This is a genomic window from Roseibium sp. HPY-6 (assembly GCF_040530035.1).
Taxonomy (GTDB): Bacteria; Pseudomonadota; Alphaproteobacteria; order Rhizobiales; family Stappiaceae; genus Roseibium.
This window is the reverse complement of record NZ_JBEWCD010000002.1, coordinates 2,677,981-2,703,940: the sequence shown is the minus strand read 5'-3', so window position 1 is coordinate 2,703,940 and position 25,960 is coordinate 2,677,981. Positions and strand designations below refer to the sequence as shown.

28 protein-coding genes are annotated in these 25,960 nt (G+C 56.1%); 19 read left to right on the top strand and 9 right to left on the bottom strand.

The genetic code is table 11. The features are described 5' to 3' along the window. The first annotated feature begins 143 nt into the window (after positions 1-143). The 3 genes from ABVF61_RS23525 (at position 144) to moaA (ending at position 2,890) form a co-directional block, all read left to right on the top strand. Complete coding sequence (locus ABVF61_RS23525; RefSeq protein ID WP_353995957.1) at positions 144-1,250, top strand: Acg family FMN-binding oxidoreductase; 1,107 nt, start codon at positions 144-146, stop codon at positions 1,248-1,250. Continuing rightward, on the top strand, positions 1,243-1,689 hold the full coding sequence (locus ABVF61_RS23520) for a MarR family winged helix-turn-helix transcriptional regulator (RefSeq protein WP_353995956.1): 447 nt from the start codon (positions 1,243-1,245) through the stop codon (positions 1,687-1,689). Before ABVF61_RS23525 ends, ABVF61_RS23520 begins: the two co-directional genes overlap by 8 nt. Positions 1,690-1,900: 211 nt before the next feature. Continuing rightward, entirely contained in the window at positions 1,901-2,890 is a 990-nt protein-coding gene (gene moaA / locus ABVF61_RS23515; protein ID WP_353996486.1) for a GTP 3',8-cyclase MoaA, read from the top strand. A 49-nt stretch (positions 2,891-2,939) separates the two neighbouring features. On the opposite strand, the gene ABVF61_RS23510 is transcribed toward moaA, so the two are convergent. Both ABVF61_RS23510 and ABVF61_RS23505 read right to left on the bottom strand, forming a co-directional pair. Further along, a complete protein-coding gene (locus tag ABVF61_RS23510; protein ID WP_353995955.1) occupies positions 2,940-4,178 on the bottom strand; it encodes a multidrug effflux MFS transporter in 1,239 nt (412 codons plus the stop codon). Positions 4,179-4,463: 285 nt separating this feature from the next. Continuing rightward, positions 4,464-5,609 carry an Mrp/NBP35 family ATP-binding protein gene (locus ABVF61_RS23505; protein ID WP_353995954.1) on the bottom strand — a complete coding sequence of 382 codons (1,146 nt, stop codon included), beginning with the start codon at positions 5,607-5,609 and terminating at the stop codon, positions 4,464-4,466. Positions 5,610-5,853: 244 nt separating this feature from the next. Here ABVF61_RS23505 and ABVF61_RS23500 point away from each other — a divergent pair, with 244 nt between their 5' ends. The 7 genes from ABVF61_RS23500 to ABVF61_RS23470 all read left to right on the top strand — a co-directional run bounded on the left by ABVF61_RS23500 (position 5,854) and on the right by ABVF61_RS23470 (position 11,398). After that, positions 5,854-6,534 (top strand): SDR family oxidoreductase, encoded by a 681-nt coding sequence (locus ABVF61_RS23500; RefSeq protein WP_353995953.1) that lies wholly within the window; start codon positions 5,854-5,856, stop codon positions 6,532-6,534. 35 nt (positions 6,535-6,569) lie between these two features. Beyond that, positions 6,570-7,160, top strand: coding sequence for a GNAT family N-acetyltransferase (locus ABVF61_RS23495; RefSeq protein ID WP_353995952.1), 591 nt, complete (start codon positions 6,570-6,572; stop codon positions 7,158-7,160). Positions 7,161-7,367: 207 nt separating this feature from the next. Then, positions 7,368-7,826, top strand: a complete 459-nt coding sequence (locus ABVF61_RS23490) for a BLUF domain-containing protein (RefSeq protein ID WP_299471168.1) — start codon at positions 7,368-7,370, stop codon at positions 7,824-7,826. Between the two features lie 233 nt (positions 7,827-8,059). Beyond that, positions 8,060-8,956 (top strand): formate dehydrogenase accessory sulfurtransferase FdhD, encoded by an 897-nt coding sequence (gene fdhD, locus ABVF61_RS23485; RefSeq protein ID WP_353995951.1) that lies wholly within the window; start codon positions 8,060-8,062, stop codon positions 8,954-8,956. Then, the gene (gene mobA / locus ABVF61_RS23480; RefSeq protein ID WP_353995950.1) at positions 8,956-9,606 is read left to right on the top strand and encodes a molybdenum cofactor guanylyltransferase MobA; all 651 of its coding nucleotides are present in this window, start codon (positions 8,956-8,958) and stop codon (positions 9,604-9,606) included. The genes fdhD and mobA overlap by 1 nt, the downstream gene beginning before the upstream one ends. Further along, a complete protein-coding gene (gene mobB / locus ABVF61_RS23475; protein ID WP_353995949.1) occupies positions 9,603-10,124 on the top strand; it encodes a molybdopterin-guanine dinucleotide biosynthesis protein B in 522 nt (173 codons plus the stop codon). The genes mobA and mobB overlap by 4 nt, the downstream gene beginning before the upstream one ends. Further along, positions 10,121-11,398: a molybdopterin molybdotransferase MoeA gene (locus tag ABVF61_RS23470; RefSeq protein WP_353995948.1), complete on the top strand. Its 1,278-nt coding sequence runs from the start codon at positions 10,121-10,123 to the stop codon at positions 11,396-11,398. The genes mobB and ABVF61_RS23470 overlap by 4 nt, the downstream gene beginning before the upstream one ends. A gap of 39 nt (positions 11,399-11,437) precedes the next feature. On the opposite strand, the gene ABVF61_RS23465 is transcribed toward ABVF61_RS23470, so the two are convergent. Then, positions 11,438-12,433 (bottom strand): MBL fold metallo-hydrolase, encoded by a 996-nt coding sequence (locus tag ABVF61_RS23465; RefSeq protein ID WP_353995947.1) that lies wholly within the window; start codon positions 12,431-12,433, stop codon positions 11,438-11,440. Positions 12,434-12,613: 180 nt separating this feature from the next. Between ABVF61_RS23465 and ABVF61_RS23460 the strand changes: the two genes are divergently transcribed. Next, positions 12,614-13,540: a LysR family transcriptional regulator gene (locus ABVF61_RS23460; RefSeq protein ID WP_353995946.1), complete on the top strand. Its 927-nt coding sequence runs from the start codon at positions 12,614-12,616 to the stop codon at positions 13,538-13,540. A 10-nt stretch (positions 13,541-13,550) separates the two neighbouring features. Here ABVF61_RS23460 and ABVF61_RS23455 read toward each other — a convergent pair whose 3' ends face one another. Continuing rightward, complete coding sequence (locus tag ABVF61_RS23455; protein WP_353995945.1) at positions 13,551-14,198, bottom strand: glutathione S-transferase family protein; 648 nt, start codon at positions 14,196-14,198, stop codon at positions 13,551-13,553. Between the two features lie 403 nt (positions 14,199-14,601). Here ABVF61_RS23455 and ABVF61_RS23450 point away from each other — a divergent pair, with 403 nt between their 5' ends. From ABVF61_RS23450 to ABVF61_RS23435, 4 genes are all read left to right on the top strand, one after another. Further along, complete coding sequence (locus ABVF61_RS23450) at positions 14,602-15,378, top strand: ABC transporter substrate-binding protein (RefSeq protein ID WP_353995944.1); 777 nt, start codon at positions 14,602-14,604, stop codon at positions 15,376-15,378. Between the two features lie 134 nt (positions 15,379-15,512). Continuing rightward, a complete protein-coding gene (locus ABVF61_RS23445) occupies positions 15,513-16,226 on the top strand; it encodes an ABC transporter permease (RefSeq protein WP_353995943.1) in 714 nt (237 codons plus the stop codon). Then, complete coding sequence (locus ABVF61_RS23440; protein ID WP_353995942.1) at positions 16,223-17,134, top strand: ABC transporter permease; 912 nt, start codon at positions 16,223-16,225, stop codon at positions 17,132-17,134. The genes ABVF61_RS23445 and ABVF61_RS23440 overlap by 4 nt, the downstream gene beginning before the upstream one ends. Positions 17,135-17,177: 43 nt before the next feature. Further along, positions 17,178-18,344 (top strand): trans-sulfuration enzyme family protein, encoded by a 1,167-nt coding sequence (locus ABVF61_RS23435; RefSeq protein ID WP_353995941.1) that lies wholly within the window; start codon positions 17,178-17,180, stop codon positions 18,342-18,344. Between the two features lie 136 nt (positions 18,345-18,480). On the opposite strand, the gene ABVF61_RS23430 is transcribed toward ABVF61_RS23435, so the two are convergent. Together ABVF61_RS23430 and grxC are read right to left on the bottom strand one after the other, a co-directional pair. Then, positions 18,481-18,840, bottom strand: a complete 360-nt coding sequence (locus ABVF61_RS23430) for a hypothetical protein (RefSeq protein WP_353995940.1) — start codon at positions 18,838-18,840, stop codon at positions 18,481-18,483. A 239-nt stretch (positions 18,841-19,079) separates the two neighbouring features. Then, the gene (grxC, locus tag ABVF61_RS23425) at positions 19,080-19,931 is read right to left on the bottom strand and encodes a glutaredoxin 3 (RefSeq protein ID WP_353995939.1); all 852 of its coding nucleotides are present in this window, start codon (positions 19,929-19,931) and stop codon (positions 19,080-19,082) included. A gap of 383 nt (positions 19,932-20,314) precedes the next feature. Here grxC and ABVF61_RS23420 point away from each other — a divergent pair, with 383 nt between their 5' ends. Continuing rightward, positions 20,315-20,608, top strand: coding sequence for a hypothetical protein (locus tag ABVF61_RS23420; RefSeq protein WP_353995938.1), 294 nt, complete (start codon positions 20,315-20,317; stop codon positions 20,606-20,608). Positions 20,609-20,658: 50 nt separating this feature from the next. Here the strand turns inward: ABVF61_RS23420 and ABVF61_RS23415 are convergent, their stop codons facing one another. After that, entirely contained in the window at positions 20,659-21,573 is a 915-nt protein-coding gene (locus ABVF61_RS23415; protein ID WP_353995937.1) for a LysR family transcriptional regulator, read from the bottom strand. Positions 21,574-21,671: 98 nt separating this feature from the next. Here ABVF61_RS23415 and ABVF61_RS23410 point away from each other — a divergent pair, with 98 nt between their 5' ends. From ABVF61_RS23410 to ABVF61_RS23400, 3 genes are all read left to right on the top strand, one after another. Continuing rightward, the gene (locus ABVF61_RS23410; RefSeq protein ID WP_353995936.1) at positions 21,672-21,824 is read left to right on the top strand and encodes a hypothetical protein; all 153 of its coding nucleotides are present in this window, start codon (positions 21,672-21,674) and stop codon (positions 21,822-21,824) included. A gap of 123 nt (positions 21,825-21,947) precedes the next feature. Further along, on the top strand, positions 21,948-22,829 hold the full coding sequence (locus ABVF61_RS23405) for an NAD(P)-dependent oxidoreductase (RefSeq protein WP_353995935.1): 882 nt from the start codon (positions 21,948-21,950) through the stop codon (positions 22,827-22,829). Positions 22,830-22,839: 10 nt separating this feature from the next. Further along, positions 22,840-23,541 (top strand): DNA alkylation repair protein, encoded by a 702-nt coding sequence (locus tag ABVF61_RS23400; RefSeq protein WP_353995934.1) that lies wholly within the window; start codon positions 22,840-22,842, stop codon positions 23,539-23,541. Positions 23,542-23,548: 7 nt separating this feature from the next. Here ABVF61_RS23400 and ABVF61_RS23395 read toward each other — a convergent pair whose 3' ends face one another. After that, the gene (locus ABVF61_RS23395; RefSeq protein ID WP_353995933.1) at positions 23,549-24,622 is read right to left on the bottom strand and encodes an FAD-binding oxidoreductase; all 1,074 of its coding nucleotides are present in this window, start codon (positions 24,620-24,622) and stop codon (positions 23,549-23,551) included. A gap of 4 nt (positions 24,623-24,626) precedes the next feature. Then, a complete protein-coding gene (locus ABVF61_RS23390) occupies positions 24,627-25,862 on the bottom strand; it encodes an aromatic ring-hydroxylating oxygenase subunit alpha (protein WP_353995932.1) in 1,236 nt (411 codons plus the stop codon). Positions 25,863-25,960 lie beyond the last annotated feature (98 nt).

Below are 25,960 nucleotides of genomic sequence, written 5' to 3'. Positions count from 1 at the left end.
GACACCTTTAGGTGTTATATTAAATGACACCTTTTGGTTTCGTTTCAAGTCCCGCCTGAAAATTTTTCCCTATCTCAGAGCACATATTGATTTTAGTACGAATTCGCACTACTTAGTTCGATATCGCACTAATGGAGTTTCAAATGACTTTGACGCGCAGAAAAACACTGGCAATCCTCGGTGGAGGCTTCGTCGTAGCAGCAGGAGCTGTGACCGGCACCTTCTTGGCAACAAGAACCCCTTCAAGTGCGCTTGCGCCGTGGGACAAAGCAGGCGCGTATGAAGATCCGCGCCTGTTTGCCCTTTCCTACGCGCTGCTGGCTCCCAACCCGCACAACAGGCAGCCATGGCTTGTGGAACTCGACACGGCCGACGGTTTCCTGCTTCACAGGGATATTGAAAGAGATCTGCCTCATACAGATCCCAACCAAAGGCAGATATTTGTCGGCCTCGGATGTTTTCTGGAATTGATGGCGATTGCGTCGACCCTGAAAGACAGGCGCGCCGAGATAGAGCTGTTTCCAGATGGCACCAACGGCCCTGTCGCAAGCGTCCGCTTGAAGGATGGCGGCAAGGCCGACCGCCTGGCGGAACATATCCTCGCCCGCAGGACCTGCAAGGAACCTTTTGAAGACCGCCCCGTGCCGAAAGAGAGCATCGCCCAACTGACGCAATACGGCGTAATCATTACGGATCCTGCTGAAGTGATGCGCGTCAAAAAGCTCACATGGGACGCCTGGATGACGGAAACGAACACCCATCGCACGCTAAAAGAGAGCGTGGATCTGATGCGGTTCGGTAAGTCCGAGATCAACGCAAACCCGGATGGTATCGATCTGGGTGGCCCCTTTCTGGAGAGCCTTATGCTGGCCGGTATTCTCACGCGAGAAAATCAGCTCGACCCGGAATCGGCAGGCTTTCAGGAAGGCATAAAGATCTACCGCGACATGCTGGAAGCGACACCGGCCTACATTGTTTTGACAACGTCCCAAAACGCCCGGCAAAACCAGATCGAAGCGGGGCGCCGCTGGCTGCGCCTGAACCTGGAGACGACGCGGCTTGGTCTGGCGCTGCACCCTGTCAGCCAGGCGTTGCAGGAATTCAAGGAGATGGAACCTCACTACAAGCAGGCCCACCAGCTACTTGCCAAACCCGGAGAAACCGTTCAGATGCTTGGGCGACTGGGATATGGCCCGACTGTGCCGCCCTCGCCCCGCTGGCCGCTCGAGACACGGATCATGAATGGATAACGATACCCGGACGCTCTTCTTCTCTTTCTTCAACGAAATCGGGATCATTGCGCAACTCAGCCGCACCGCTCTTGAGGCGCGGCTGCCGAAGGGACTGACGTTGCCCCATTTCAGCGTCGTGAACCACCTGATCCGCGTGAAGGACGGTCAGACGCCGTTGGCGCTGGCAAATGCATTCCAGGTTCCCAAGACGACAATGACGCATACGCTCGGCGGGCTGACGGTGCACGGGTTTGTTGAGATTCGCCCCAACCCCGAAGACGGACGCAGCAAAACCGTCTGGCTGACAGATGCTGGTCGACGCTTTCGCGAGGATGCGATCCGCTCGATCGATCCGGACATCGAAGTCTTCAAATCACAGTATCCGGAACACAAAATTCGCGAGATCGTTCCGGAGCTTGCAGCTATTCGCGCCCTCCTAGACGCAGCCCGCGACTAGGCCCGTTTAAGCCACGATTGACAAAACTACACCGGCAAGTTTACCTATTGGCGCAATCAGTACAATCATCGTCCGGTTTCGATTGATATTGCCTTCAAGCGCGCCATATGATGAGGCCAAGAACAAAGAAGTTTTGGGAGAGCAGAGCGTGACAGACGGAAAGATAGTCGTTCCATCGAAACATTCGGACGGTCCTGACGTCCCCTCCCCGATGATCGACCCGTTCGGGCGTGCAGTCACGTATCTAAGGGTGTCTGTTACCGACCGCTGTGATTTCCGCTGCGTTTATTGCATGGCGGAAGACATGACCTTCCTGCCAAAGCGCGAAGTCCTGAGCCTGGAAGAACTGGACCGTTTGTGCACCGCTTTCATTGAAAAAGGAGTGCGAAAGCTTCGCCTGACCGGTGGTGAGCCGCTTGTACGCAAGAACATCATGAGCCTTATCCGAGGCCTCGGACGTCATCTTGACAGTGGTGCGCTAGAAGAACTGACGATCACCACGAACGGCTCGCAACTGTCGCGCTTTGCGCACGAACTTCATGACTGCGGCGTCCGGCGCATCAATGTGTCGATCGATACGCTGGATACTCAGAAATTCAAGGCAATCACGCGCTGGGGAGATCTCGGCAAAGTCATGGATGGGATACGGGCCGCGACCGAAGCAGGCCTGAAAATCAAGGTCAACATGGTCGCACTCAAAGAAGTGAACGAACATGAAATCGTCTCGATGATGGAGTGGTGCCACGATCAGGGCCACGATCTGACGTTGATCGAGACAATGCCGCTTGGCGAAATCGACGGTGATCGCACCGACCAGTATTTGCCGCTGTCGAAGGTGCGTGCAAGCCTCTCAGAACAGTTCACACTCACGGACATTCCTTATAAAACCGGTGGCCCTGCACGATACGTCACGATTGAAGAGACAGGTGGACGTCTCGGGTTCATCACGCCCTTGACCCATAACTTCTGCGAAAGCTGCAATCGTGTACGCGTTACCTGCACCGGCCAGCTCTACATGTGCCTTGGCCAGGACGACATGGCGGACCTGAGAGCGCCGCTTCGGGCGTCAGAAGGCAACGATCTCCTGAATGATGCGATTGACGAGGCGATCGGGCGCAAGCCGAAGGGTCATGATTTTGTAATCGACCGGAAGTCAAGACAGCCAGCCGTCTCGCGCCACATGAGCGTCACCGGCGGCTGACGCACACAGCACGACTAAAAGGCGCAAGCCTCAATCAGGACTTTTAAGCTCATTCTGCGGGCATCAGATCATGAGCCCCTTCGGCGCGCTTGATCGATAGCGCGGCGAACAGGCTGACCACGATACCTATGGCCATGATCAGGATCATGCTCCAAGGCGAGCCCGCAAGGAAACTTTCGGCGAACAGCCATGCCACAAGCGAGCCGGCGAATGCGCCCATGCCGACCTGCATTGATGCGACAAGTCCGGATGCGGCACCTGCAAGCTTGGGGCGCACGCTGACAGCGCCCGAGATAGCACTCGGGAGACACACACCATTTCCCAGTCCGAGAACGAACATCGGCAAAAACAGGCTTGCTGCCGTTACGCTGCCGAAATAGGCAAAGCCGCCTATCAAGCCGACCGAGAACACACTTATGAGCGTGCCCGTCAATATCATCGGATAAAGGCCGATCCGCGCCGCAAACCGGCCGGATATGTAGTTTCCGACAATGTATCCGAGGGCAACGAACATGAAGTAGAAGCCCATCTCCGCTGCACTTAGAGACAGAAGTTGCGCGGCAATGAAAGGGGCGCCGCCGAGATAGGCAAAATAGGTCAGCGCCGAGAATGCAGCCGTTAATGCATAGCTCCAGAAGAGACGCTCTTTCATCAGAATACCGTAGGAACGAAGAACCTGACCCGGTCCGACGCGACTGCGATGATGGTTTGTTTCCGGCAACAGGAACATGCTGGCCGCCAAGACAGCCAATCCGATCAGCAACAAGAGAAAGAAGCCGCCCTGCCACCCATAAAACTGGTCGAGAAGCCCCCCGACCGCCGGCGCGATTGTGGGCATTACCGCCATGCCCATCGTTACATAGCCGATCATGCTTGCCGACTGCCTTGGACCGTAAATGTCGCGGACGATGGCACGGCCGAGCACCATACCGGTGCATCCCCCCGCAGCCTGAATAACGCGTGCAGCAATGAGCGCTTCGATTGTCGGTGCAACCAGACACAGAATGCTGCCGAGCACGAACAAAACCATGCCGACCACAATCACCGGACGGCGGCCAAACTGGTCTGACAACGGACCCCAGAAGAGTTGCGAGACTGCCACTGCAATGAAATAGGCCGACATGGAAAGTTGGATTTCACTCGCAGATGCCGAGAAAACCACCATCATCCCGGCCAGCGAGGGCAAATAAATCTGCATAGCCAAGGGGCTGACCGTTGAAATTGCGATCAGCACGCCGAGGGAAGGAACACCTTCATTTTGCACTGGTTTTGAATGGCGAAGTGCCATGCCCGCTGATGCACCTTCTACATAGAATTGAAGAGTCGGATGACTCAACGAGGGGTACTCTAGTCAGGCGGCGTGATCCGTGCGTGAAACACGAAATAACGCTAGGTCAACCTGTTAACAACCGACGCGAAAAGAGACGCGACCACCCGATGCAGCGCGCAGCACCTTCAGCATAGCGCTCGGCTACCGATCAGGACAGAAACCGTGGCGCGCCTGCAATCGCAAATGAGGTCAATTACCGTTTTGACCGGCGCTGGCTCCGGTCAAAACGGGTTTTTCATCACCTTATTCGAACACGATTTTCGGTGCGCTGCGATCTGCAGAAGCGGCCGGGTCCTCAATCGCTGAAACAACCTGCGCCGCAATCTGCTTGTAGATTGCCGCAACCGGCCCCTCAGGATCGGAAACGACAATGGGAGTTCCAGCGTCAGACGTTTCCCGAATTTTCATGGTCAACGGAATCTCACCCAGGAATGGTACAGCGAGCCGGGTCGCTTCGGCGCGCGCGCCGCCATGACCGAAAATATCATGCCGGCTGCCACAATCCGGGCATAGGAAATAACTCATGTTTTCGATAATGCCGAGGACGGGAACGTCGACGCGCTTGAACATGTTGAGGCCCTTGCGTGCATCGATCAGGGCCAGATCCTGCGGCGTGGACACGATCACGGCGCCTGCAAGGGGCACCTGTTGCGCCATTGTCAGCTGGGCATCACCCGTGCCCGGAGGCATGTCGACAACCAGAACGTCGAGATCTCCCCAGGCGACTTCGCGCAACATCTGAGTAAGCGCCGATATAACCATCGGCCCGCGCCAGATCATCGGGGTTTCCTCTTCCACCATGAACCCCATCGACATCACCTTGATGCCATAACCTTCAAGCGGTTTCAGAACCCGTCCGGAGACGGACTCGGGCCTCCCGGACACATTGAACAATCTTGGTACTGACGGACCATAAATGTCCGCGTCCAGAACACCGACCTTGAGGCCGTTGGCAGCCATACCGAGCGCCAGGTTCGCGGTCGTGGTCGATTTGCCAACGCCGCCCTTTCCGGACGCAACGGCGATAATGTGCCGGATCCCCGGGACGCCGGGCTTTGGCGCTGCCTGTTCTTCCGCGTTCCTTTGAGGCTGGCGTGGTGCCGGTTTGGGCGCCGCCGTGTTTCGTGCGCCACCCGGCGCGCGCTCTGCCGTCAGGGCCACCATTGCATTTTCTACGCCTTCGACTTCACGGACCACTTTTTCTGCCGCCTGGCGCAGCGGCTCCAGTTCCTGCGCCCTTTCTGCAGGCACAGTTATGGAGAAAGCGACACGGCCGTCAGATACGAAAACGTCGGAGACAAGACCGAGTGAGATGATATCTCCCTCCAGATCCGGGCCCTTGATTTGCCGCAGCTTTTCAATAACGGCATTCTTGATTGTTTCGCTCATAGACAGGTCCTGTTGTTTCACCGGCAATAAAGCAAGTGAGCCGGTGCTTTGCACCGAAACTTAATTTCCGCGGCGACAAAAACAACCTGCCAAATTGCTGCATTTGCGTGAAAGAGAAACTGACGGTCATTAGTTGCCGCCGCAATGCCGACGAAAAAACAAAAGCAGGTTGCGTGCGAGAGCACCGAAGATAATGTGTGTGACCAATTCGTAGCGCTCCGGTTCTCAACTTTCAGGAAGATCAATGCCCACATGCCTTATCACCGCAACCAATCGCGGGATTGGTTTCGAGCTTGCTCGCGCCGCACTTTCTGATGGCTGGAAAGTGTTTGGTTCGGTTAGGTCACAGGACGCCGCCCGCAAGAGTTTGGAGCAACTTGGTGAGGGCTACACACCGCTGGTTTTCGATGTGACCGATCGTGTGACAATGGCCGCCGTTGCGCAGGAAATGACGGATCGACTGGACCTTCTCATCAACAATGCGGGTGTCCTGTCACGGGAGCGGCAATCGCCGCTGGACATGGACTTCGAAGTCTTCCTGAAAACGCTGGAGATCAATACGCTCGCCCCCCTGGCGGTTTCCCAAACGTTTCTGCCCCACCTTCGCAAATCGGACAGCGCGAAGATCCTCACGATCTCAAGCCAGATGTCGTGGATGGGGTATCGCAAATCGGACGCGCTTTCCTATCGCGTCTCAAAAGCAGCGGTGAACAAGGTCATGCAAGGACTGTCGACTGAACTTGAGCCAGAAGGCATTCCAGTCGCCCTGATCGATCCGGGCTGGGTGCGGACGGACATGGGTGGACCCGGCGCTGACAATGATGCTGCTGTTGTTGCAAAGGGGATACTGAACGTTGCTTCCTCGCTGCAGCTCACCGACACAGGCAAGTTTTTCAAATGGAGCGGTGAAGAACGGCCGTTCTAACGCAATCTGCGCCCTATTCATGTTGGAGTTTCTGAATGAGTTGGCCTCCTGCCATTACCCTTAGCGGCACACACGCGACGCTTGTACCGCTTTCGCAGGCACATGCGGACGATCTGTCTGAAGCTTGTGCGGAGGCTGATCTCTGGAAGGCCTGGTATACGTCCATCCCCGCTCCGGACCAGGTGTCACACGAAATCGAGCGGCGCCTTGCACTTCACAAGACAGGGTCCATGCTGCCGTTCGCGGTGCTGACGCCCGATGGCAAGGCCGTCGGAATGACCACGTACATGAATATCGACACTGAACACAAGAGAGTGGAAATCGGTTCAACCTGGTATCGCAAGTCCGTTCAGCGCACGCCGCTCAATACGGAATGCAAGCGCATGCTGCTCACCCACGCCTTTGAAGACCTGAACTGCATTGCAGTGGAGTTCCGCACACATTTCATGAACAGGCAAAGCCGCACAGCGATCGAACGCCTCGGCGCGAAGCTTGATGGGGTGCTCAGATCCCATCAGCGTACAGCAGACGGTTCGCTCCGAGATACCGCCGTCTATTCGGTTCTCGCGCACGAATGGCCAGCGGTTAAAAATGGGTTGGACTACAAGCTCGCCGAGCGTCGCTGAGCCGGATTTTCCACACAAAGATCAGGAACGGTTGTTTTACACAGCTTTCTTTAACCAAGAACGCATCCGTGAAGCACATGTTTTCGCAGAACCTTGGTGTATTCGTGTTGTTTTCCACGCTCTTCTTTGAATTTGACTAAGATTTTAAGCAATTGTGAGGAATTGAAGCGCAGGCTGGTTCTATCGGCAAAAACGATTGGACACGCAATGGAGCTATACCGCGCTTGCTATCGCAGCAAAATCAAATGGGGAAACATGCGTTTACCCCTTCCCGACGAAATTGACAGGACCTTGCTTCGGATCCGCCGGATCAACCGGAAGGCCGGTGTGACGGGTGCACTTTTGCTTGTGGACCAGCACATCATTCAGGTGCTCGAAGGTCAGACGGGACAGGTCCTGGATACTGTCTACTGTGTGATGAACGACCCACGGCTGAACGACATCGAAGGCATCATTCACGAGCCGGTCGACTTTCGTCTGTTTCCGAATTCGCTGATGTTCTTCCGCGATCTGACCGACGGCGTCGCTGCTTCACAATACCCCGTGCTGCGTCCGCTGCTGGATCATCCTGCAGAGGTGACGCGCGACGAAGCCTACCTGGCGTTCAGTCATTTTGCTTCGGAACTGCAGGCGGGCAGACTGACCAACGACATGCTGATGATCTGAGCGAGTAATTTGATCGGTCTGCTGCGGAACCGCCCACGTCCGGTTATCCGCGTATGGAAGGCAATCCCGGGATCAGGGTGAATTTCGGCTCCATGCTGTCCAGTGCCCACCCTGTTCCTTTGGGGTCTCCCAATGACTGACGCTGTCGGTCGAATGGGTTACAAGCCTCTCTTTTGCAAAGTAAGTTCTTGCCCTTCCCCTTTTGCGTCCCATAGTGTTTCGGAAACGTACACATGTGGAGTCGCGCGCCTTTGCCAGGCCCTTACCTTCTGAAACCCGATCCTCTTGATTCCAAGCTTTCGACGTCCGTTAGTGGCACAGACCAGAACGGCGAAACGGTTGAAACGCGGGTCGTTACCGAGAAGCCCCTGACGCTTTACCTGAATTCTCAGGAGGTCGTCACAATGATGACGATTGGCGATCATCCTGACTTGCTCGCGGTCGGCTATCTGAAAAACCAGAACATGCTGGCGGACGATGACGTCATCATAGAGATCGATTTCGACGAAGATCTCGACGTCGTCGTGGTTCGCACAGAGCGCGAAACGAATTTTGAGGAAAAGCTCAAGAAGAAAGTCCGAACCTCAGGCTGTGCCCAGGGCACGGTCTTTGGGGATGTCATGGAAGGATTTGAAACGGTGTCACTGGCGCCGGACGCCACGCTCAGGACATCCTGGCTCTACGGGCTTACAAAAACCATCAACACGACACCATCGCTTTACCTGGAAGCAGGTGCGATCCATGGCTGCGTCCTGTGTCAGGAAGACCGGCCACTGGTCTATATGGAAGATGTCGGCAGGCACAATGCGGTCGACAAGATTGCAGGCTGGATGGTGTTGAATGAAGTGCCAGCGGAAGACAAGATCTTTTACACCACCGGCAGACTTACGTCCGAAATGGTCATCAAGACTGTCATGATGGGAATTCCCATCCTCGTTTCACGGTCAGGTTTCACGGCCTGGGGTGTCGAGTTGGCGCGGCAGGCAGGTCTAACCCTGATCGGCCGCGCCCGAGGGAAGCGCTTTGTTGCACTGTCAGGAGCCGAACGCATCGATTTCGATATGGATCCGGGCAATGCGGATGATGAACCTGAGAAAGCGAAACGAAAAGGGAGTTTGGCGGTAAAATGATGGCGAAGCGCAAAGCTTTGACCGCGGATAAAGTGCTCGGCTGCGTTTTGGCCGGCGGGCAATCGAGGCGCATGGGCGGAGGCGACAAAAGCCTTCTGGACCTCGGCGGAAAGTCCATGCTGGACATCATCCTTGCAAGGCTGACGCCTCAAGTTCCGCAAATCATCCTGAATGCCAATGGCGATCCCCAACGGTTCGCTCACTATGAGTTGCCCGTGGTTGCCGATCCGGTTGGCGAATTTGCCGGACCGCTCGCAGGTGTTCTTGCAGGGCTGACCTACGCGGCAGAAAGTTGTCCGGGCGTCAGTCACGTGGTCTCTGTTGCCGGCGATACGCCGTTTTTTCCAACCGTGCTCGTTGAACGCCTGATAGGTTCGGTTCCAGCGGACGAACCGGTGATCGCGCTTGCGTCCTCATCCAGCAAACTTCATCCTGTCTTCGGGCTTTGGCCCGTCAGTCTGTTGGACGATCTTCAGACCTGGCTTCGGACCGGGCAGAGCGGGAAGGTTCTCGCATTTGTTGACCGGCACGACAGTATCGAAGTCTCGTTTGACCTTGATCCGGCGACCGGTCTCGATCCTTTCTTTAACGCAAACCGGCCAGACGATCTGGTCACCGTGCGCAAAACCCTGAGTGCCAACTTCACATGACACATAGTCCCGTCTTCGGTATCACGGGCTGGAAAAATTCCGGCAAGACGCAGCTCGTGACCCGTCTGGTTGCTGAATTCACGAGCCGCGGGTTCAAGGTATCTACGGTCAAGCACGCGCACCACAATTTTGATATCGACCGGCCGGGTGCCGACAGTTACAGACACAGGGAAGCCGGCGCGAGCGAAGTCGCGCTCGTTTCAGGGCGGCGGTGGGCCCTCATGCACGAACTTCGAGATGAAGAAGAACCCCCACTTGAAGACATCCTCGCCCGCCTGGCTCCGTGCGACCTCATTCTGATTGAAGGCTACAAGCGGGAGAACCACCCGAAGATCGAGGCGCGCCGAACCGAAACCATCGACCGGGGACCTCTTGCGCCGAAGGATCCAAGTATCCTGGCTATTGCGGCCGATCATCCCCTGCCGGACGAAGAGCTGACGGTTTTTGATCTCGATGACGTCCCTTCCATGGCAGATTTCATACAAAATCATCTCGAATTCGGCGAGCCGGCACGATGACAGGAAAACCTCTGCTGGATGATTGCTTCCTGCATGACAAGGATCGGCTTAAACACACTGAAGCCCTCGATATCCTCAAGAGCAGACTTTCCTCGATCGCAGATATTGAAACGGTCAGGCTGGAAGATGCTCTGGAACGCATCCTGGCAAAAGACGTCACCGCCCCGCGTAACGTTCCCCTTGCGGATAACTCAGCCGTTGACGGGTACGCCTTCCGGCATTCCGATTTCGATGAGGCAGGCGGCTTCTTCCGGCTGCAGCAACGCGTTGCCGCGGGACATGCAAGCGACACCATGCTTGGACCATGGGCGGCGGCACGCATATTCACCGGCGCTGTCATGCCTCCCGGGTCCGACACCGTTGCAATGCAGGAAGACTGTGAAACGCATGACCAGGACGGTGAGAATTTCGTCATCGTGCCGCAAGGCCTGAAAAAAGGCGCAAACTGCCGGAAGGCTGGCGAAGATGTCGCGGAAGGCGCATCCATCCTGCAGGCCGGACAAAGACTGCGCCCGCAGGATCTTGCAGCAATTGCGTCAACCGGACGACCAGAAGTCGAGGCCTACAGAAAGCTGAAAGTTGCCCTCATATCGACCGGAGATGAACTGCGTCGCCCAGGAGAGCTGATCACGATTGGAGACGTTTACGATGCCAATCATTTCCTGTTGCGGGGTCTGTCCGAAACGGTGCCTGTCGAAGTTGAAGATCTCGGGATCCTGAAAGACGATGCAGACGAGGTTGAGGCAACACTCCGCGACGCGGCTTCGAAGTACGATGTGATCCTCACGACTGGTGGCGCAAGCCGCGGAGAAGAAGACCATGTGCTGCACGCCCTGGACAGGCTCGGCAACAGGCACATGTGGCAACTGGCCATCAAGCCGGGCCGGCCGATGATGTTCGGAAACATCGGCTCGTGTGTTTTCCTCGGTTTGCCGGGCAATCCGGTCGCGGCGATGGTGTGCTTTCTTCTTTACGCACGCCCGGTGATCAGCGTTCTAGCGGGCGGCCCGTTCCTTGAGCCGCAGGCGTTTCCGCTACCGGCGGCGTTTGAAATACCGAAAAAAAAGCCCGACAGGCGCGAATTCTACAGAGGCTATTTGCAGGCGGACGAACAGGGCAGACCCCAAGCGCAAAAGTTCATGCGCGACGGTTCGGGGCTGATCACAGGGCTGCGCGAGGCAGACGGTCTTATCGAAATCCCGGAAGATGTCACGCACATCAATAAGGGCGACAGCGTGACTTTCCTTCCCTTTTCCGGGTTTGGCATCAGGTGAGCCCGGCGGATCCCCGCCGGGCGCAATAACTGCAGCTTATCAATAGGTGTAGGGCCAGTTGGCCGGCACAAAGCGATAGGCATCCCCGGCTTTCACGACACGTCCCATACCCGGGAAGGGAATGTGCGCACCAGCGAAGAACAATTTGTCGCTTGCTGCCTGGTCAAAGAACTTCTGGCGTGTTTGAGCCGCCTGTGCGGAATCAATATCGAACCCGATACCCCAGTCCGGCCTATCGAACTGGTAGACCGTCATGTGAATGATGTCGCCGGCGACGACAAGGGTTTCTCCATTGCTGTCAAAGACATATCCGGTATGGCCCGGCGTATGACCCGGCAGGGCCATCGAACGAACGCCCGGCATCAGTTCCTTGTCGCCCGAGAAGAGCGTCTGATTGCCCTTGTACGCATCAGCCGCGCGGCGAGCCCCGAGGAAGAAGGCTTTGAACTGTTCCGGCGCACCGTTCATTGCCGCGTCGTCAAACCAGAAAGCATTGTCGACTTCCGGAAGAATGAGCTCGGCATTGGCGAACACCCTGTTGCCGTCCGCATCCACAGCACCGAACAAATGATCCGGATGCATGTGCGTGATCATGATGGCATCAATCTGGTCGGCTGAGACTCCTGCGGCTTCAAGCGCAGACGGCAAACGTCCCATTGTCGGGCCAAGTGCGTCGGACGTACCTGCATCAACGAGCACCAGGCGCTCGCCCGTGTTGACAAGATACGCGTTAACCGGGATACGCAGAGCCTCACCTTCTATGAGTGCCGCTTCGCGCAACCGCGCACCTTCGTCCGCTTCGTAACCGACGACGACCTCCGGTGTGACATCGAGATAACCGTCCAGCAGTGCGGTGACTTCCATGTCACCTACCTTGTAGCGCAATGCGCCGGCCATTGGCTCGCCCGCCTTTGGTGCTGCCGCGCTCGCTGTGCCCGGCACAAAAGTGACACCGCCAGCAGTTGCGAGCGCGCCCGCCCCGGCCGCTGCGCCCAGAAGAGATCGTCTGGAGAGAGAAAGATTGGATTGGGTCATGTAGTGCCTCCCGGCTTGACCTGAAGAAGATGCTTTTGAGGAACCCCGGCCGTGACACCGACGGGGTTCTCTAGAAATTGTTTCATTCGCCGCGGTTTAGAAGAGCGGCAAACCTTATAAAACTCATAAGCAAGGGTTATATATCGATTAGATGCTCGCAACTTTTACATGAGAGGTTCGATGGACAAGCTCAGCGCGCTTTCCGGTTTTGTTCAGTCTGTGAACCTTGGAAGTTTTTCGGCTGCCGCCAAACATCTCGGTGTGTCTCAGCCAGCGATCAGCCAGCAGGTCAGAAGCCTGGAGGACCAACTCGGCACGCGACTGCTAAACCGCACGACCCGGCAGTTACGCCTGACTGAAGCGGGTGAGCGGTACTACGCTTATGCGCGCGACATCCTGGAGCGGCTCGTGGAAGCCGACCGTGCGGTCCAAAGTGATGAAACGCAGATGTCCGGACCGCTCTCCATCGGACTGCCGCTCGGCTTTGCCGAGAGCGTCCTGTCTGATTTCCTGATCCGCTTCAAGAAGGACCACCCCTGCCTTGTCCTTGACGTCTCGATGTCCGATCAGTTCGTTGATGTCATCCAGGAGCGTCTCGACCTTTCCATACGCATGGGCGAAATCAAGGACGAACGGCTGATCGTCAGACGGTTGGGTGTCGCACAACGATGCCTGGTTGCTTCTCCCGACTATCTGGAGAGGAAGGGCCGTCCGCGCCATCCGGCGGAGCTGCCGGATCACGACTACCTGCTTTACAAGAATATTTCGACCGGCGACCGCGTGCCCTTCATAAGCACGCTCGGCGAAAAGCTGTCGATCAAGATCAACCCGACAATGATCGTCAACAACTCTGCCACGCTGCGCCAGGCAGCGCTTGCTGGGCTCGGCATTTCCATCGCGAACCGCTGGCTGATCGAGCCTTTTCTGTCATCAGGTGAGCTGGAACTGGTGTTGCCGGAGTGGCGCTACCCGCCTCACCCGATTCATGCCGTTTATCCTTCCAACCGGTTCATTCCGATCAAGGTTCGCCGGTTCGTTGATCAGCTACAGGCGTATTTCAGGGAAAAGGGTGCCCTGGACGAGACGTTCCAGGGCAAGACACAATAATACGGTTTGCTCAGACCTCATCCACGGCAACGTACCAGGTTTCTTTCAACGCTTCGGCTTCCCACTCTTGCCAGGCATCCGTACCCGTCAGTGCCGCGTGATATTGCTGATAAACCGAAGCCTCTGTCAGCGTATAAGTCGCAAACCGGCTGACAACGGGTGCATACATGGCATCCGCGATGGTAAAATCGCCAAAAAGGAACGGGCCGCCGGATTTCTCCAGGCATTCATTCCATATGTCGAGAATGCGCTCGATATCCGCAGTAACAGCCACGTCCACGGACATAACTTCCACCGGTCGGCGCATGTTCATCGGACACGCGTTGCGCAAAGCAGAAAAGCCGGAATGCATCTCGGCAGATATCGCACGAGCTGTTGCGCGTGCGCTCTTGTCGTCCGGCCAGAGACCCTTTTCCGGATAGCAGTCAGCAGCGTATTCGAGAATTGCAAGACTGTCCCAGACCGTCAGTTCGCCGTCTTTGAGCACGGGGACCTTCATGCTTGGAGAAAACGCTCGGAATTCGGGATTTCCGTTCTCAAAATCAAAGGGAACTAGGTTCTCCTTGAATGGGATTTCCTTGTGCCGCAGCGCTATCCACGGTCTCAGCGACCATGAGGAATAGTTCTTGTTGCCGATGAAGAGTTCGAAAGATGCCATCCTGCGCTCCTGTTTTGCGGCTGACCGGACTTCCGCAAACCGGGCGAACCGGGCTTGCGTTCGACCATTGCTAGTGCGTTGAAGCTACGAGGACCAATTCAACTGTTTCATGGTTTGATGAACAAGTTTGATCCGTTGCATCTTCCAGACGCGTGTGGTGCGGCGGATCTGAGCCCCTCGCCCAGACTCCCGACAGGGGGCCGGACCGGGCCAACAGCTCACAGCCTTAACGATGCCTTCCCTATGGGCACACACGCGCAAGGCGCGAAAAACTCAAAATTGCACTGTGTTTTTTTCGTAGGCATGCTTGAAATTTAGTCGGAAGTGTATGGAATAGGGCGATCGGGCAAAAAGGCGGGAGGAACCCGCTTGCGCCGCGAAAAAGATATTAGGGGAATTGAAAATGCGTGTTTTGCGTATGGCTGCAGCCGCTGTTGCTGTTCTGGCTGCCGTTGGCGGCGCTCAGGCGAAAGACTGGTCAAAGGTCCGTATCGGAACTGAAGGCGCCTACCCTCCATTCAACTCACTCACTTCTGACGGCCAGTTGGTCGGTTTCGACGTCGACATCGCCAAAGCCCTGTGTGAAGAAATGAAAGTGGAATGCGAGTTCATTACTTCGGACTGGGACGGCATCATTCCTGGTCTACAGGCCGGCAAATACGACGCAATCATCGCGTCCATGTCGATCACCGATGAGCGTAAGCAGAAAGTCGACTTCACGAACAAGTATTACAACACGCCTCCGGCAATCGCCGTTCCGAAGGATTCAACCATTGCCGGGACAACTGATGCGGACCTGAGCGGTATTGCGCTCGGTGCACAGTCGTCCACGACACATTCCAACTACGCCGAAGAAAAGCTGGGATCCGCAGACCTGAAACTCTATCCGACACCGGACGAGTACAAGCTCGACATCGCAAGTGGCCGCATTGATGCCGTGATCGACGACGTCGTTGTTCTTTCAGACTGGCTTGAAACCGAAGACGGCGCCTGCTGCAAGATCCTTGGCACGCTGACGCCGGACCCGGTTATCAACGGTGAAGGTGCAGGCATCGCGATCCGTAAGGATGATGTTGAACTCAAAGACAAGTTCAATGCGGCACTCGAAGCCATCCTCGCGAACGGCAAATACAAGGAAATCAACGACAAGTATTTCACGTTCGACGTTTATGGCGGCTGATTTGAAGGCCCTTTGACGACAACCGGAGCGCGGCGCGAAACAAGCGCCGCGCTTTCGTTTGCGATGGGAATCGCAACGCCGGCCAGAGGGGTGGCCGGGCCAGCAACAACAAGAAAAGAAAGAAGCGCCGGCTTATGGAAGAAGCTTTGACGCTGCTGTCCTTTGGGGAAGATGGCTGGGGCGACACGATTGCCAAGGGTGTGCTGATCACCGTCTCGCTTTCACTTGCCACTCTGCCCTTTGGATTGATAATCGGTTTCCTGATTGCACTCGCAAAGAATTCCAGTGAGCCGAGCCTCAAACTGGCTGCCAACATCTACACCACGATATTTCGCGGTCTACCGGAGCTTCTGACGCTTTTCCTCGTCTTTTTCGGCGTTCAGATCGGATTACAGCAGCTTATGAAGGTGATGGGCTTCGACGTTTACATCGAAGTGAATTCCTTCGTTGCAGGCATGATCGCGCTGTCGCTTGTTTTCTCATCCTTCGCCTCCGAAGCTTTTCTTTCCGCCTTCAGGGGTATTCCACAGGGGCAGTATGAGGGTGGCTATGCGTTGGGTTTGTCGCGCTTCAAGACGATGACGCTGATCATCCTGCCGCAACTCATCCGGCTGGCGCTGCCGGCGCTCGGTAATCTCTGGCTTATTCTTTTAAAGGACACTGCCCTCGTTTCAACGATCGGTCTTTCTGACCTCTTGCGCGAAACCAGCATCGCGGCGCGTGTCACCAAGGAGCCGTTTCTCTTCTTCGGGCTCGCCTGTGTCATCTACCTTGTCTTGGCGATGATTTCATCGTCAGCCTTTACGCGCATTGAACGCTGGTCCAAACGTGGTGAGGTGCAGCGATGATCGCACCGAACCCAACGACGGGACTTAAACCACCTCCAACCCCGTCGCGCCCCTGGACCAATACACGGATTGCCGGTCACGTCCTTATGGCGCTCTGGATCATCGCAGGCATCTCGCTTGTCGCTTATCTGCTCGGCAATCTCGAAAAACCGATCCTGGAAGCTCTTCGTCCCTACCTTCCTACCGACTGGGCAACCTGGGCGGATGCGCGTCTCGAAACCCATGAAATCGACAGCTTTCTGGAACGCTTCGGCGCAAAGTATGTGGAAGGCTTTCTGGTTACGCTCCAGATCGTGGGCCTGTCGCTCCTTTTCGGCGCCCTGCTCTCCATTCCCATCGCACTGGCACGGTCGTCTACATTGTGGATCTTCTCCGCACCGGCCTATGCCTATGTCTACTTCTTCCGTGGCACGCCACTGCTGGCGCAGACATTTCTTATCTATTACGGATTCGGGTCTTTCCGCCCCGAACTGCAATCCGTCGGTCTTTGGTGGTTCTTCCGCGATGCGTTTTACTGCGTCGTCTTTGCGTTTTCGCTGAACACAGCAGCATACCAGGCGGAAATCCTGCGCGGTGCGATCCAGAACATTGCGCAAGGACAATGGGAAGGCGCGGCCGCGCTGGGTCTTACAAAGCCCGTCACGTTCTTCAAGGTTATTCTGCCGCAAGCGCTGATGGTCGCGCTACGTCCCTATGGCAACGAAATCATTCTCATGATTAAAGGGTCGGCCATTGCAGCCATCATCACGATCTACGACATCATGGGAGAAACGAGGCGCGCCTATTCCCGCACCTTTGACTTTCAGGCCTATATCTGGGCGGCGGTGATCTATCTTATGATCGTGGAAACGCTTCGCAGGGTCTGGGACAAGATCGAAGCGCGCCTCACCCGTCACCTGAAACGCTGATTTCGGCTGTTTCTCAAGCCGCATCACAATCTGTCAAGGTCACATGTCAAAGTCACTACGTCCGAATGCCGGACTTCATCCAGACAGTCTCCTCGCGCATGCCGGTGGCGGGTTCGACCCGGCGACTGGCGCTGTTGTGCCGCCGATACAGACGGCCACGACCTTCGTGCGTGATGAAGACTACGAGCCGATTCTTGCCGGTCACATATACAGCCGCGACAGCAACACGCTTTACCAGAAGACGGAAAAACTGATCGCCACGCTCGAAGAGGGCGAACAGAGCCGCCTGTTTGCATCAGGCATGGCGGCGATTGCGGCGATCATTCGCAGCGTCAAGCCGGGTGGCACGCTGCTGGCACAGTCGGGGATCTATTGGGGCACCACTCTTTTTCTTCGCAAACACTGTGCACGCAACAATATCGCGCTCGTGGAAGCCGATGCGAGCGATCTGGAAGCTTTCCGTGACGAGTTCTCGATCACACAGCCCGACATGGTCTGGCTTGAAGTTCCGAGCAACCCCTTTTTGAAAGTTGCGGACATTCCGGAGATCTCAAAGCTCTGCAAGCGTCGCAATGCGGTGCTCACAGTAGACGCAACCGCAGCGACACCGCTGATCCTGAAACCACTTGCTCTGGGCGCAGATCTTGTCGTGCATGCAGCCACGAAAGCGCTCAACGGGCATTCGGACCTGCTTGGCGGCGTTGTAACGACGGCAGACCCGTCCAGCGAAAGCTGGACATTCATTTGTGACGAGCGAACGAACGCCGGGGCGGTTCTGGGCTCGTTTGAAACCTGGCTGCTGCTCCGCGGACTACGGACCCTTGCCCTTCGTGTGGAGAGAATGAATGCCAATGCGCTCCATCTGGCAAACTTTCTCGAAACACATTCAAACGTTGAGACGGTGCTTTATCCCGGTCTTGCGGGTCACCCACAGCACGACCTGGCCAAATCCCAGATGACTGGCGGCTATGGCTCGCTGATGTCCGTGCTCGTCAAGGGTAGCAAAGGGTCTGCGTTGAAGGTCGCCGGAAATCTGGATGTCTTCCAGCGTGCCACGTCTCTTGGCGGGACGGAAAGCCTCGTGGAACACCGATACACAATCGAGGGCGAAGGTTCCGGGATCCCGGAAAACCTCTTGCGCCTTTCAATCGGGATCGAACACGGGCCGGATCTCGTTGCGGACATGGATCAGGCGCTGACTTCGCTTTAGGTGCTTTACTGCAAAGTCCCTTCGATCCCACGCGCTGCGCAACGTTGAAGGCTAAAAAGTCGAGCAGCCGCGCCATAGCCGTTTGAAATTCATGCCATCAGTCGCGTGACAGGATCAGCCAGGCGTCCCGCGCCGCCTAAACGGGCCGGACAATCGTCACCCTCTCAGCATCAGCATAGCGGCGCTGTGTGAGTGCACTGTCCCATTTCCCCTGCAACAGTCCCTCAAAGGCGGCAACCGTTGACGCCACCTCGATGACATCTTCGAACTCTGATAGCGGTGTGTAAGGACGTGTCGCAGGATGGAGCGCGATTGTTCGCATTGAATTCGCATCTGACCGGCGCAGCACTGCCAAAGGTTCACTTGTGGCTATGAAGGTATCGGTCAAAAGGATCCCGTGGCTGTATTGGGCGAGCGCAACCGTCTCAGATGCGGCCGGATGCGCGGCGCATATCATCAAATGAGTGGCATCGCGCTGGACGCAACGTTCCAACATGCCTGCCGCGTCCTGTGAATAGATTATCCGTGCCCTGCACTTCCGGTCTCGCAGATATTTCCGCAATACGAAATCATGATTTGTGCCTTCGGGCCCCAAGGTAACGAAAACCCTTTCATCTCCCGATAGTGCCTGTCTCAACTCGTTCGCCCCTGATGTCCGGCTTTGGCGAAGAACCATGTCTCGGAAATGGATCTTCTTGGCCGGTTCGTATTCATTGTGAACACTTCTCGGCGACCTTACTCCGTCGTTCCCGCAAGCATCGTGTCCAGGCGCCCACTTTTCGCAAGCGCAACCAATTCATCGCCGCCGCCAATGTGCGTTGAGCCCAAAAATATCTGCGGAACCGTGCGGCGGCCATTGCTGCGCGCGACCATGACATTTGCCGCTTCCGGATCGCGTTCAACGTCAACCTCGACAAAAGACAGCCCTTTTTGTTCCAGAAGCGCCTTGGCAGCGCGGCAATGGGGACAATCGGACGTCGTGTAAATCAGAACGCCGGGTCCGTGCGCATCCGCCGCATTCTCCTGGAGCCATGCGATAACCTCGGCTGCCGACCTGTTGGGCGGGAAGACAGGGTAAAACACATGCTCGATGGCGCCATTCTTGATAACGAGAGTAAGTCGCTTGATGAGCCGCATCCCCTCCACCACCATGGTGGGCAGGCGCATCGCGTCGGTGAGTTCGAAATCAGCGTCGCTCAGGATCGGGAAGGACAGATCCAGACGATCAGACAGCTCCTTCTGATAGGCTTCGGTTTGGGTGCTCAAACCGAACACCGTTACACCGAAAGCTGCGAATGCGTCTTTCTCTGCCTGAAACGAAAGTGTCTGTGGTGTGCAGCCGCGTGCGCCGGGAATGTCGTTCCAGCCGGGCGGCAATTCGACACCGGGAACACCCGTCATCGGATAGGCATAGATGATCACTCGACCCGGCAATTTGGACAGATCCACCCAGTCTCCGGACGTTGCGCGCAATCGAACAGCGGGCATTTTCATGCCCGTCAGATGATCCGCTCCGCCATCATCGACCGGGCGCGGGAGGTCATCAGGAAGGATCAAGGGATTGGTTGTGTTGTGCGCATCCGCCATGAATTGTGTTCTCCGATTACTCTCGCTTTCATGCCTCAAAAGAGGCCGATCGGATAGATCCAGTTTATGCTTTTAGTCTGTTCTGGTTGGGTCAAAGTGCTCCTGAAAAATGTGGGATTATTGGGTGATCCCCTGCAACTGAAGCACGGATGCGTCCACTTCACCTGGCGAATTACAGCGCTTACGACGGCTGTCATAACCGGCAAGAAAGCAAAGGCTGCCTTTGTGGGTCTTTTTCCGGATTGGCCAAAACTGTGACGCCGAATTCGCCCTGTGTTTCATCCAAACGCATTCGCGTGACAACAGTCACAGACAAAATCCGCTTCAACGAATAGCGTCCTTTCTGAAGGCCAAGGCCTGTTTTCTAAGAAAGGATTTTCGTAATGCCACATTTCAAAAGTTGGAATGATTATGGTGAATTCGGTTCATCCGATACTGACACTTTCGAATTTGTCGTAAACGTAAAGGAAAAGACCGGACAGGATACATCTGCCACCGAGCTCACCGAATTCGACGATGGTCAGCAAACCGCGTCTGATGGCCACGTTCCGACAGAACGCCTCTCCCTGAATTTTGAAGAAATCAAGGTCACCATTTCAGACGCTGCGGTTCTCGATTTCGAATTGACAGGAGACCCTGCGTTTTCTCCAGGTATCATTGACGATTTTACATTCTAAACCGACGAACAACGGATAGGGCATAGGCCGGACACTCGAAAAGACAAACTCTATTTGTCGAAATCCCGGCCATGCGCCCTGTTCGCATCTTCCCCGATCATGGTGCGCAGCCATGTCATCAGCTTCTTCAACGGCGGACGCTTTACGCCCTGCCGCGTCAACATGTGATAGCCGGTTCCAGGGTCTTCATCATCCTCGAACAGCACCTTGAGGCTGCCGGCGTCGATGTCGGGCTTGATGAACGCCTTTGCGGTTGCTGACACACCCTCGCCGCGCCGCAACCCCTCAAGGAGCATGTAACCAGGCAGATGGATGATATTCAGTTTCTCGCAGGGCACAACACCCTGATTTTCCATCCAGATCGCGAGTTCGTTGGTGCCGTATTCCTGTAACCAGGGAAAACCCAGAATGTCCTCCGGGCTGCCGATTACCTTGTCGCCGATCAGACATCTCGCCGCGACAACGGCGAAGTTCGTGGGCAAAAGCAGTTCTGAATCCAGACCGGGCCAATCTCCCTTGCCGAAGCGGATCGCCATGTCCGTGCCACCGGGTGTCAGCTCAATAACCTCCGCCGTTGGATTGAGCATCAGCTCAATGTCCGGGTGCTTCAGCCGGAAATCATTGATGCGCGGCATCAGCCAGCTGACCGCGAATGTGGGGGTCATTGTGATGTTCAACGGCCTTGCCTGATCGTCCTTGAGGAGTGCGTCGACGGATTCCCGAATGGCCTCGAACCCGCCTTTCAGACCGCTGAACAGCTGTTCTCCCTCCGCCGTCAGGGCGACACCCCGGCCCTCCCGTTCGATTAGCTTCAGTCCCATGAAACTCTCAAGGCTGCGCACCTGTTGGCTGACAGCAGCGTGTGTAACGTTCAATTCGCGGCCCGCGGCCGAAAGGCTTTTGGTTTCCGCAACAACAGCAAACACCTTGAGACTGTTGAGCGGAGGCAGTGCACGCCAATCCATATGTAACTCTTCCTTACATATTCAAAATCTTGCTGACTCGCGCTACCGGCGACTTATCGCCATATTTTCTACAGCAACGACGTGAGGAGTGTAAGTCAATGTTAGATATTTATGCACGCAGCCTTCTGGAAGCAACCCGTGTCGGTAACACTGACCGGCAAGATCCGGAGACAAAAAAGCGTTTGGCGAAAGAAGCGGCTCAGGAAGCAATTCTCGAGCGCATATGGCGCCGCAGGCCTTACTGGCTTTAAACAAAGCACCTTTGCCGCCCAGCAATGCTGACAGACGCCGGCAAATATCCTAAAACGCAGACGAAGAATTCAATAGAAGGCCCGGTTTCCAGACCGGGCCTTGTTCTGCGAAGGGAGCATGTCATGGCAAAGGTTGCATTCATCGGTCTGGGTGTCATGGGATATCCGATGGCCGGCTACCTTAAAACCAAGGGCGGTCATGATGTGACAGTCTATAACCGCACAACGGCAAAGGCCGAAAAATGGGCCGCAGACTATGGCGGCGCATTTGCCAAGACACCGAAAGAAGCTGCAGACGGCTGCGATTTCGTGTTTGCCTGTGTCGGCAACGACGACGACCTGCGCTCGGTCACGACGGGCGAGAACGGTGCATTCCATTCACTTAAGGAAGGCGCCATCTTTGTCGACAATACGACAGCCTCCGCAGACGTTGCGCGTGAACTCCATGCGGCTGCCAAAGCAAAGGGATGCGGCTTTATTGACGCGCCGGTATCGGGCGGCCAGGCCGGAGCGGAAAACGGCGCCCTCACCGTCATGTGCGGCGGTGACGCAACGGATTTCGAAGCGGCCAAGCCGGTGATTGAGTGCTTTGCCAAATTTGTTGGCCTGATGGGCGAAAGCGGCGCCGGACAGCTGACCAAAATGGTCAATCAAATCTGTATTGCAGGGCTCGTTCAGGGTCTTTCCGAAGCAATTCACTTTGCTAAAAAAGCTGATCTGGACGTTGAAAAGGTTATTTCCGCCATTCGAGGCGGCGCGGCTCAGTCCTGGCAGATGGAAAATCGCTGGGAAACGATGCGTGACGGCAAGTTCGACTTCGGCTTCGCTGTCGATTGGATGCGCAAGGACCTCGGTATCTGTCTGCAAACCGCCAAGGAAACCGGCGCAAGGCTGCCCGTTACCGCCGTTGTCGATCAGTTTTACGGTGAGGTTCAGGCGATGGGTGGACAGCGCTGGGATACATCGAGCCTGATCGCGCGCCTGGAATACGCAGAAAAGAAATAGTCCCGCGGTCATGGCATCAACCCCAGCATCGGACTGGACCATTGCCGCGGTTCTTGAAAAGCTCAAGGACTTGGGAACCGATGAAAACCGGGCCGGTATGGCCCGGTTCGGCATTGACGCAAGCAGTGCCTTCGGTGTTCCGCTTTCCATTCTGCGCCCCCTCGCCAAGGAGATCGGGAAATCCGCTCCAAAGGCTTCCGAACTATGGGCGTCGGGCTTCCACGAAGCCCGTCTGCTTGCAATCCTGCTAACAAAGCCCAGGGACATGACCCCAGAGCTTGCGAGGAGATGGCTTGAGGATATCCAGTCGTGGGATCTGTGTGACCAGCTCACCAATGTTCTGGCAAGACGCAAAGACTCCGATGAACTCGTCGAGAATCTCGTCGGCGAAGAACGGGAGTTCGTCAAACGTGCCGGGTTTGCGCTTATCGCCTGGCGCGCGGTTCACGCAAAATCATCGCCGGACAGCGAGTTCATCGCTTATCTCGACCTGATCCGGCAAGCATCGACTGACGAGCGCAACTTTGTCTGGAAGGCTGTCCACTGGGCTCTGCGCCAGATCGGCAAGCGGTCCGCCCAATTGCACGGTCCGGCCCTCGCCCTTGGCAAAGAACTTGCCGCTTCGAGCGATAAAACAGCCCGCAAGATTGGCCGCGAAACTGTCAAAGAGCTTTCTTCCGAAAAGGTACGGGCACGCCTGTCACTGAGCTAGTTCAGCGTTAAACCTCAACTTCGACTGTTCCAATGGGGTTGGAGCAACAGGCAAGAATGTAACCCGCCTCGATATCGTCTTCACTGATGCCGCCGGAATGGACCATGTGAACCTCACCGTCGAGCTTCCTCACCTTGCACGTGCCGCAGACCCCGAAAGTGCAGCCGGACGGTATGTTGAGGCCTGCATCCTTTGCGACCGCCAGCACCGTGTCCGTTTCCGAGCACCATGCCGAGACACCGGAATTGGCAAAAACGATTTGCGCCTGACTGTCTTCCTGGGGGACAATGTCGTCGAATTCAGTGAGTTCCGCCTTGGTTTCTGCCGGCGCCTGAAAACTCTCCTGATGATAGCGGTCCATGTCATAGCCGAGAGCGTTTAGAATTTCGCGCACCGCGTCCATGAAGCCTTCCGGACCGCAGCAAAAAACATCCCTGTCGAGATAGTCATTGCACATAAGCCCGAGCATCAACTGGTTGAAATGCCCCCGATACCCCGTCCAGACCTCGTACGGATCGCTCTGGTTTACGACGAAATGGAGCTGCAGCCCGGTGACCCTGCTCGCCATGTATTCCAGTTTCTGACGGAAAATCAGTTCAACGGGCCGGTTGGCGCACTGAATGAAGCAGATGTCGGGATCTTCACCGCGCTCAAACAGCGTCTGCGCCATCGACATCATCGGCGTCACACCTGAGCCGGCTGAAATGAACAGGAACTTGCCGTCAGGGTTCGGAGGAAGGTGAAAAAGACCCGCGGGTCCAAACGCCTTGAGCCGCATGCCGGGTTTCAGGTTGTCCAGCATCCAGCGTGATCCGCTGCTGTCAGGCTGCGCCTTCACGGTGACGGATACATAGGCATTTGACACTGGCGAGGAGGACAGCGTGTAGGTCCGTTGAACGTTGCCACCGGGCACCGGCAGGTCCAGCGTAATAAACTGCCCGGCCCTGTAGACAAACGTTGCGCCGGAGGGCGGGCGAAACGAAAAGGTCTTCACGTTGGGGGCTTCGGGAACCACCATCACGCATTCAAGCAGCTCGCTGTCATTCCAGACAGGCGTTTCGCGGCCAGGCATCGGGATCATGTTTCTACTCCGCAGCCACACGGAAACGGCCGATCAGAGCCCTTTCAAGCGCTTGCGCATACCAGTCGACAAACTGGATGACACCGCTTTCCTGAACCGGTGAATACGGTCCCGGCTCATAGGCCGGAGACGTGATCCCAATCTGATTTTCTTCGACAATCCGGCGATCTTCGTCATTCGTGTGGGTCCAGACCTCAGTCAACCGGCCAAGGTCATAGTCGACCCCTTCCTGTGCGTCCTTGTGCACAAGCCAGGTGGTGGTGACCTCCGACTCCATCGGACCGATCGGCAGAACCCTGAAGGTCAGAACCTGGTCGGAGAGGAAATGGTTCCATGTGTTGGGATAGTTGAAGAACAGGCACGTTCCCGCATTGTCAAAGGGAACCGACCCGACGCGCCGAGATACGGCCGCTTTGCCGTCCATGGTGTAGCTGACGGCTTCGCCGAGAAACGGGATGCGGACAAAACGCCATTGCTCGTTCGCGGAAATCAGATATTTCGCGGGCAACCCGGCGTTTTCGCAACGCTCCACATGGGCTTTCCCCGCATTGGACGTTGACGAATCATCAGCTCCTACAAGGTTCGGATCATCGGGAAACGTCCGGCACAGGGAAGGATGCGAACCGGAACAATGGTAGCACTCCCTATTGTTTTCCAGAACCAGCTTCCAATTCCCCTTCTCGGTGATTGTCGATTGGTGCGCGACTTTCAGATTGCCCAGATCATGAGGGCCAAGATACCGCTTTGCCTCGCGTTGCAGGTTCGAGATATCAGGGGCAATCTCGGCGAGACAGATGAACACCATCCCCGACACATCTGCGCAGTGAACCGTTTTCAGACCATGCTCACCAGGCTTGAAGTCCGGTCCCATTTCCCGCGCCCAGAGCAAAGAGCCGTCCAGCTCGTAAGTCCACTGATGATAAGGGCAAACGAGCTTAGGCGCGGACCCCTTTGCGGCAGCACAGATGCGGCTGCCGCGGTGGCGGCAGGAGTTGTGAAACGCCCGGACAACGCCGTCAGTACCGCGAACCACGATCACCGAATACGCACCGATCTGGAGCGTTATGAAATTGCCGGTCTTCGGGATCTCCGACGAAACTGCGGCGAATACCCAGTCTTTCTGCCATATATGCTTCAAGTCGGCTTGAAAGACGGTTTCGTCCGTGTAGAAGGCCTGCGGTAGTGAATAGCCGCCCCGCCGGCTCATCAATAACGATAGAATGTCCGCGTCGCTGTACATGGTTCGGTCCTGATTCTACCGGGTCCACCGGTGCTTTTTGCGCTGCGAAAAATAGGCTCGCCGCTGTCTTGCGTCGTAGCGCAAAAACGGCATTCACT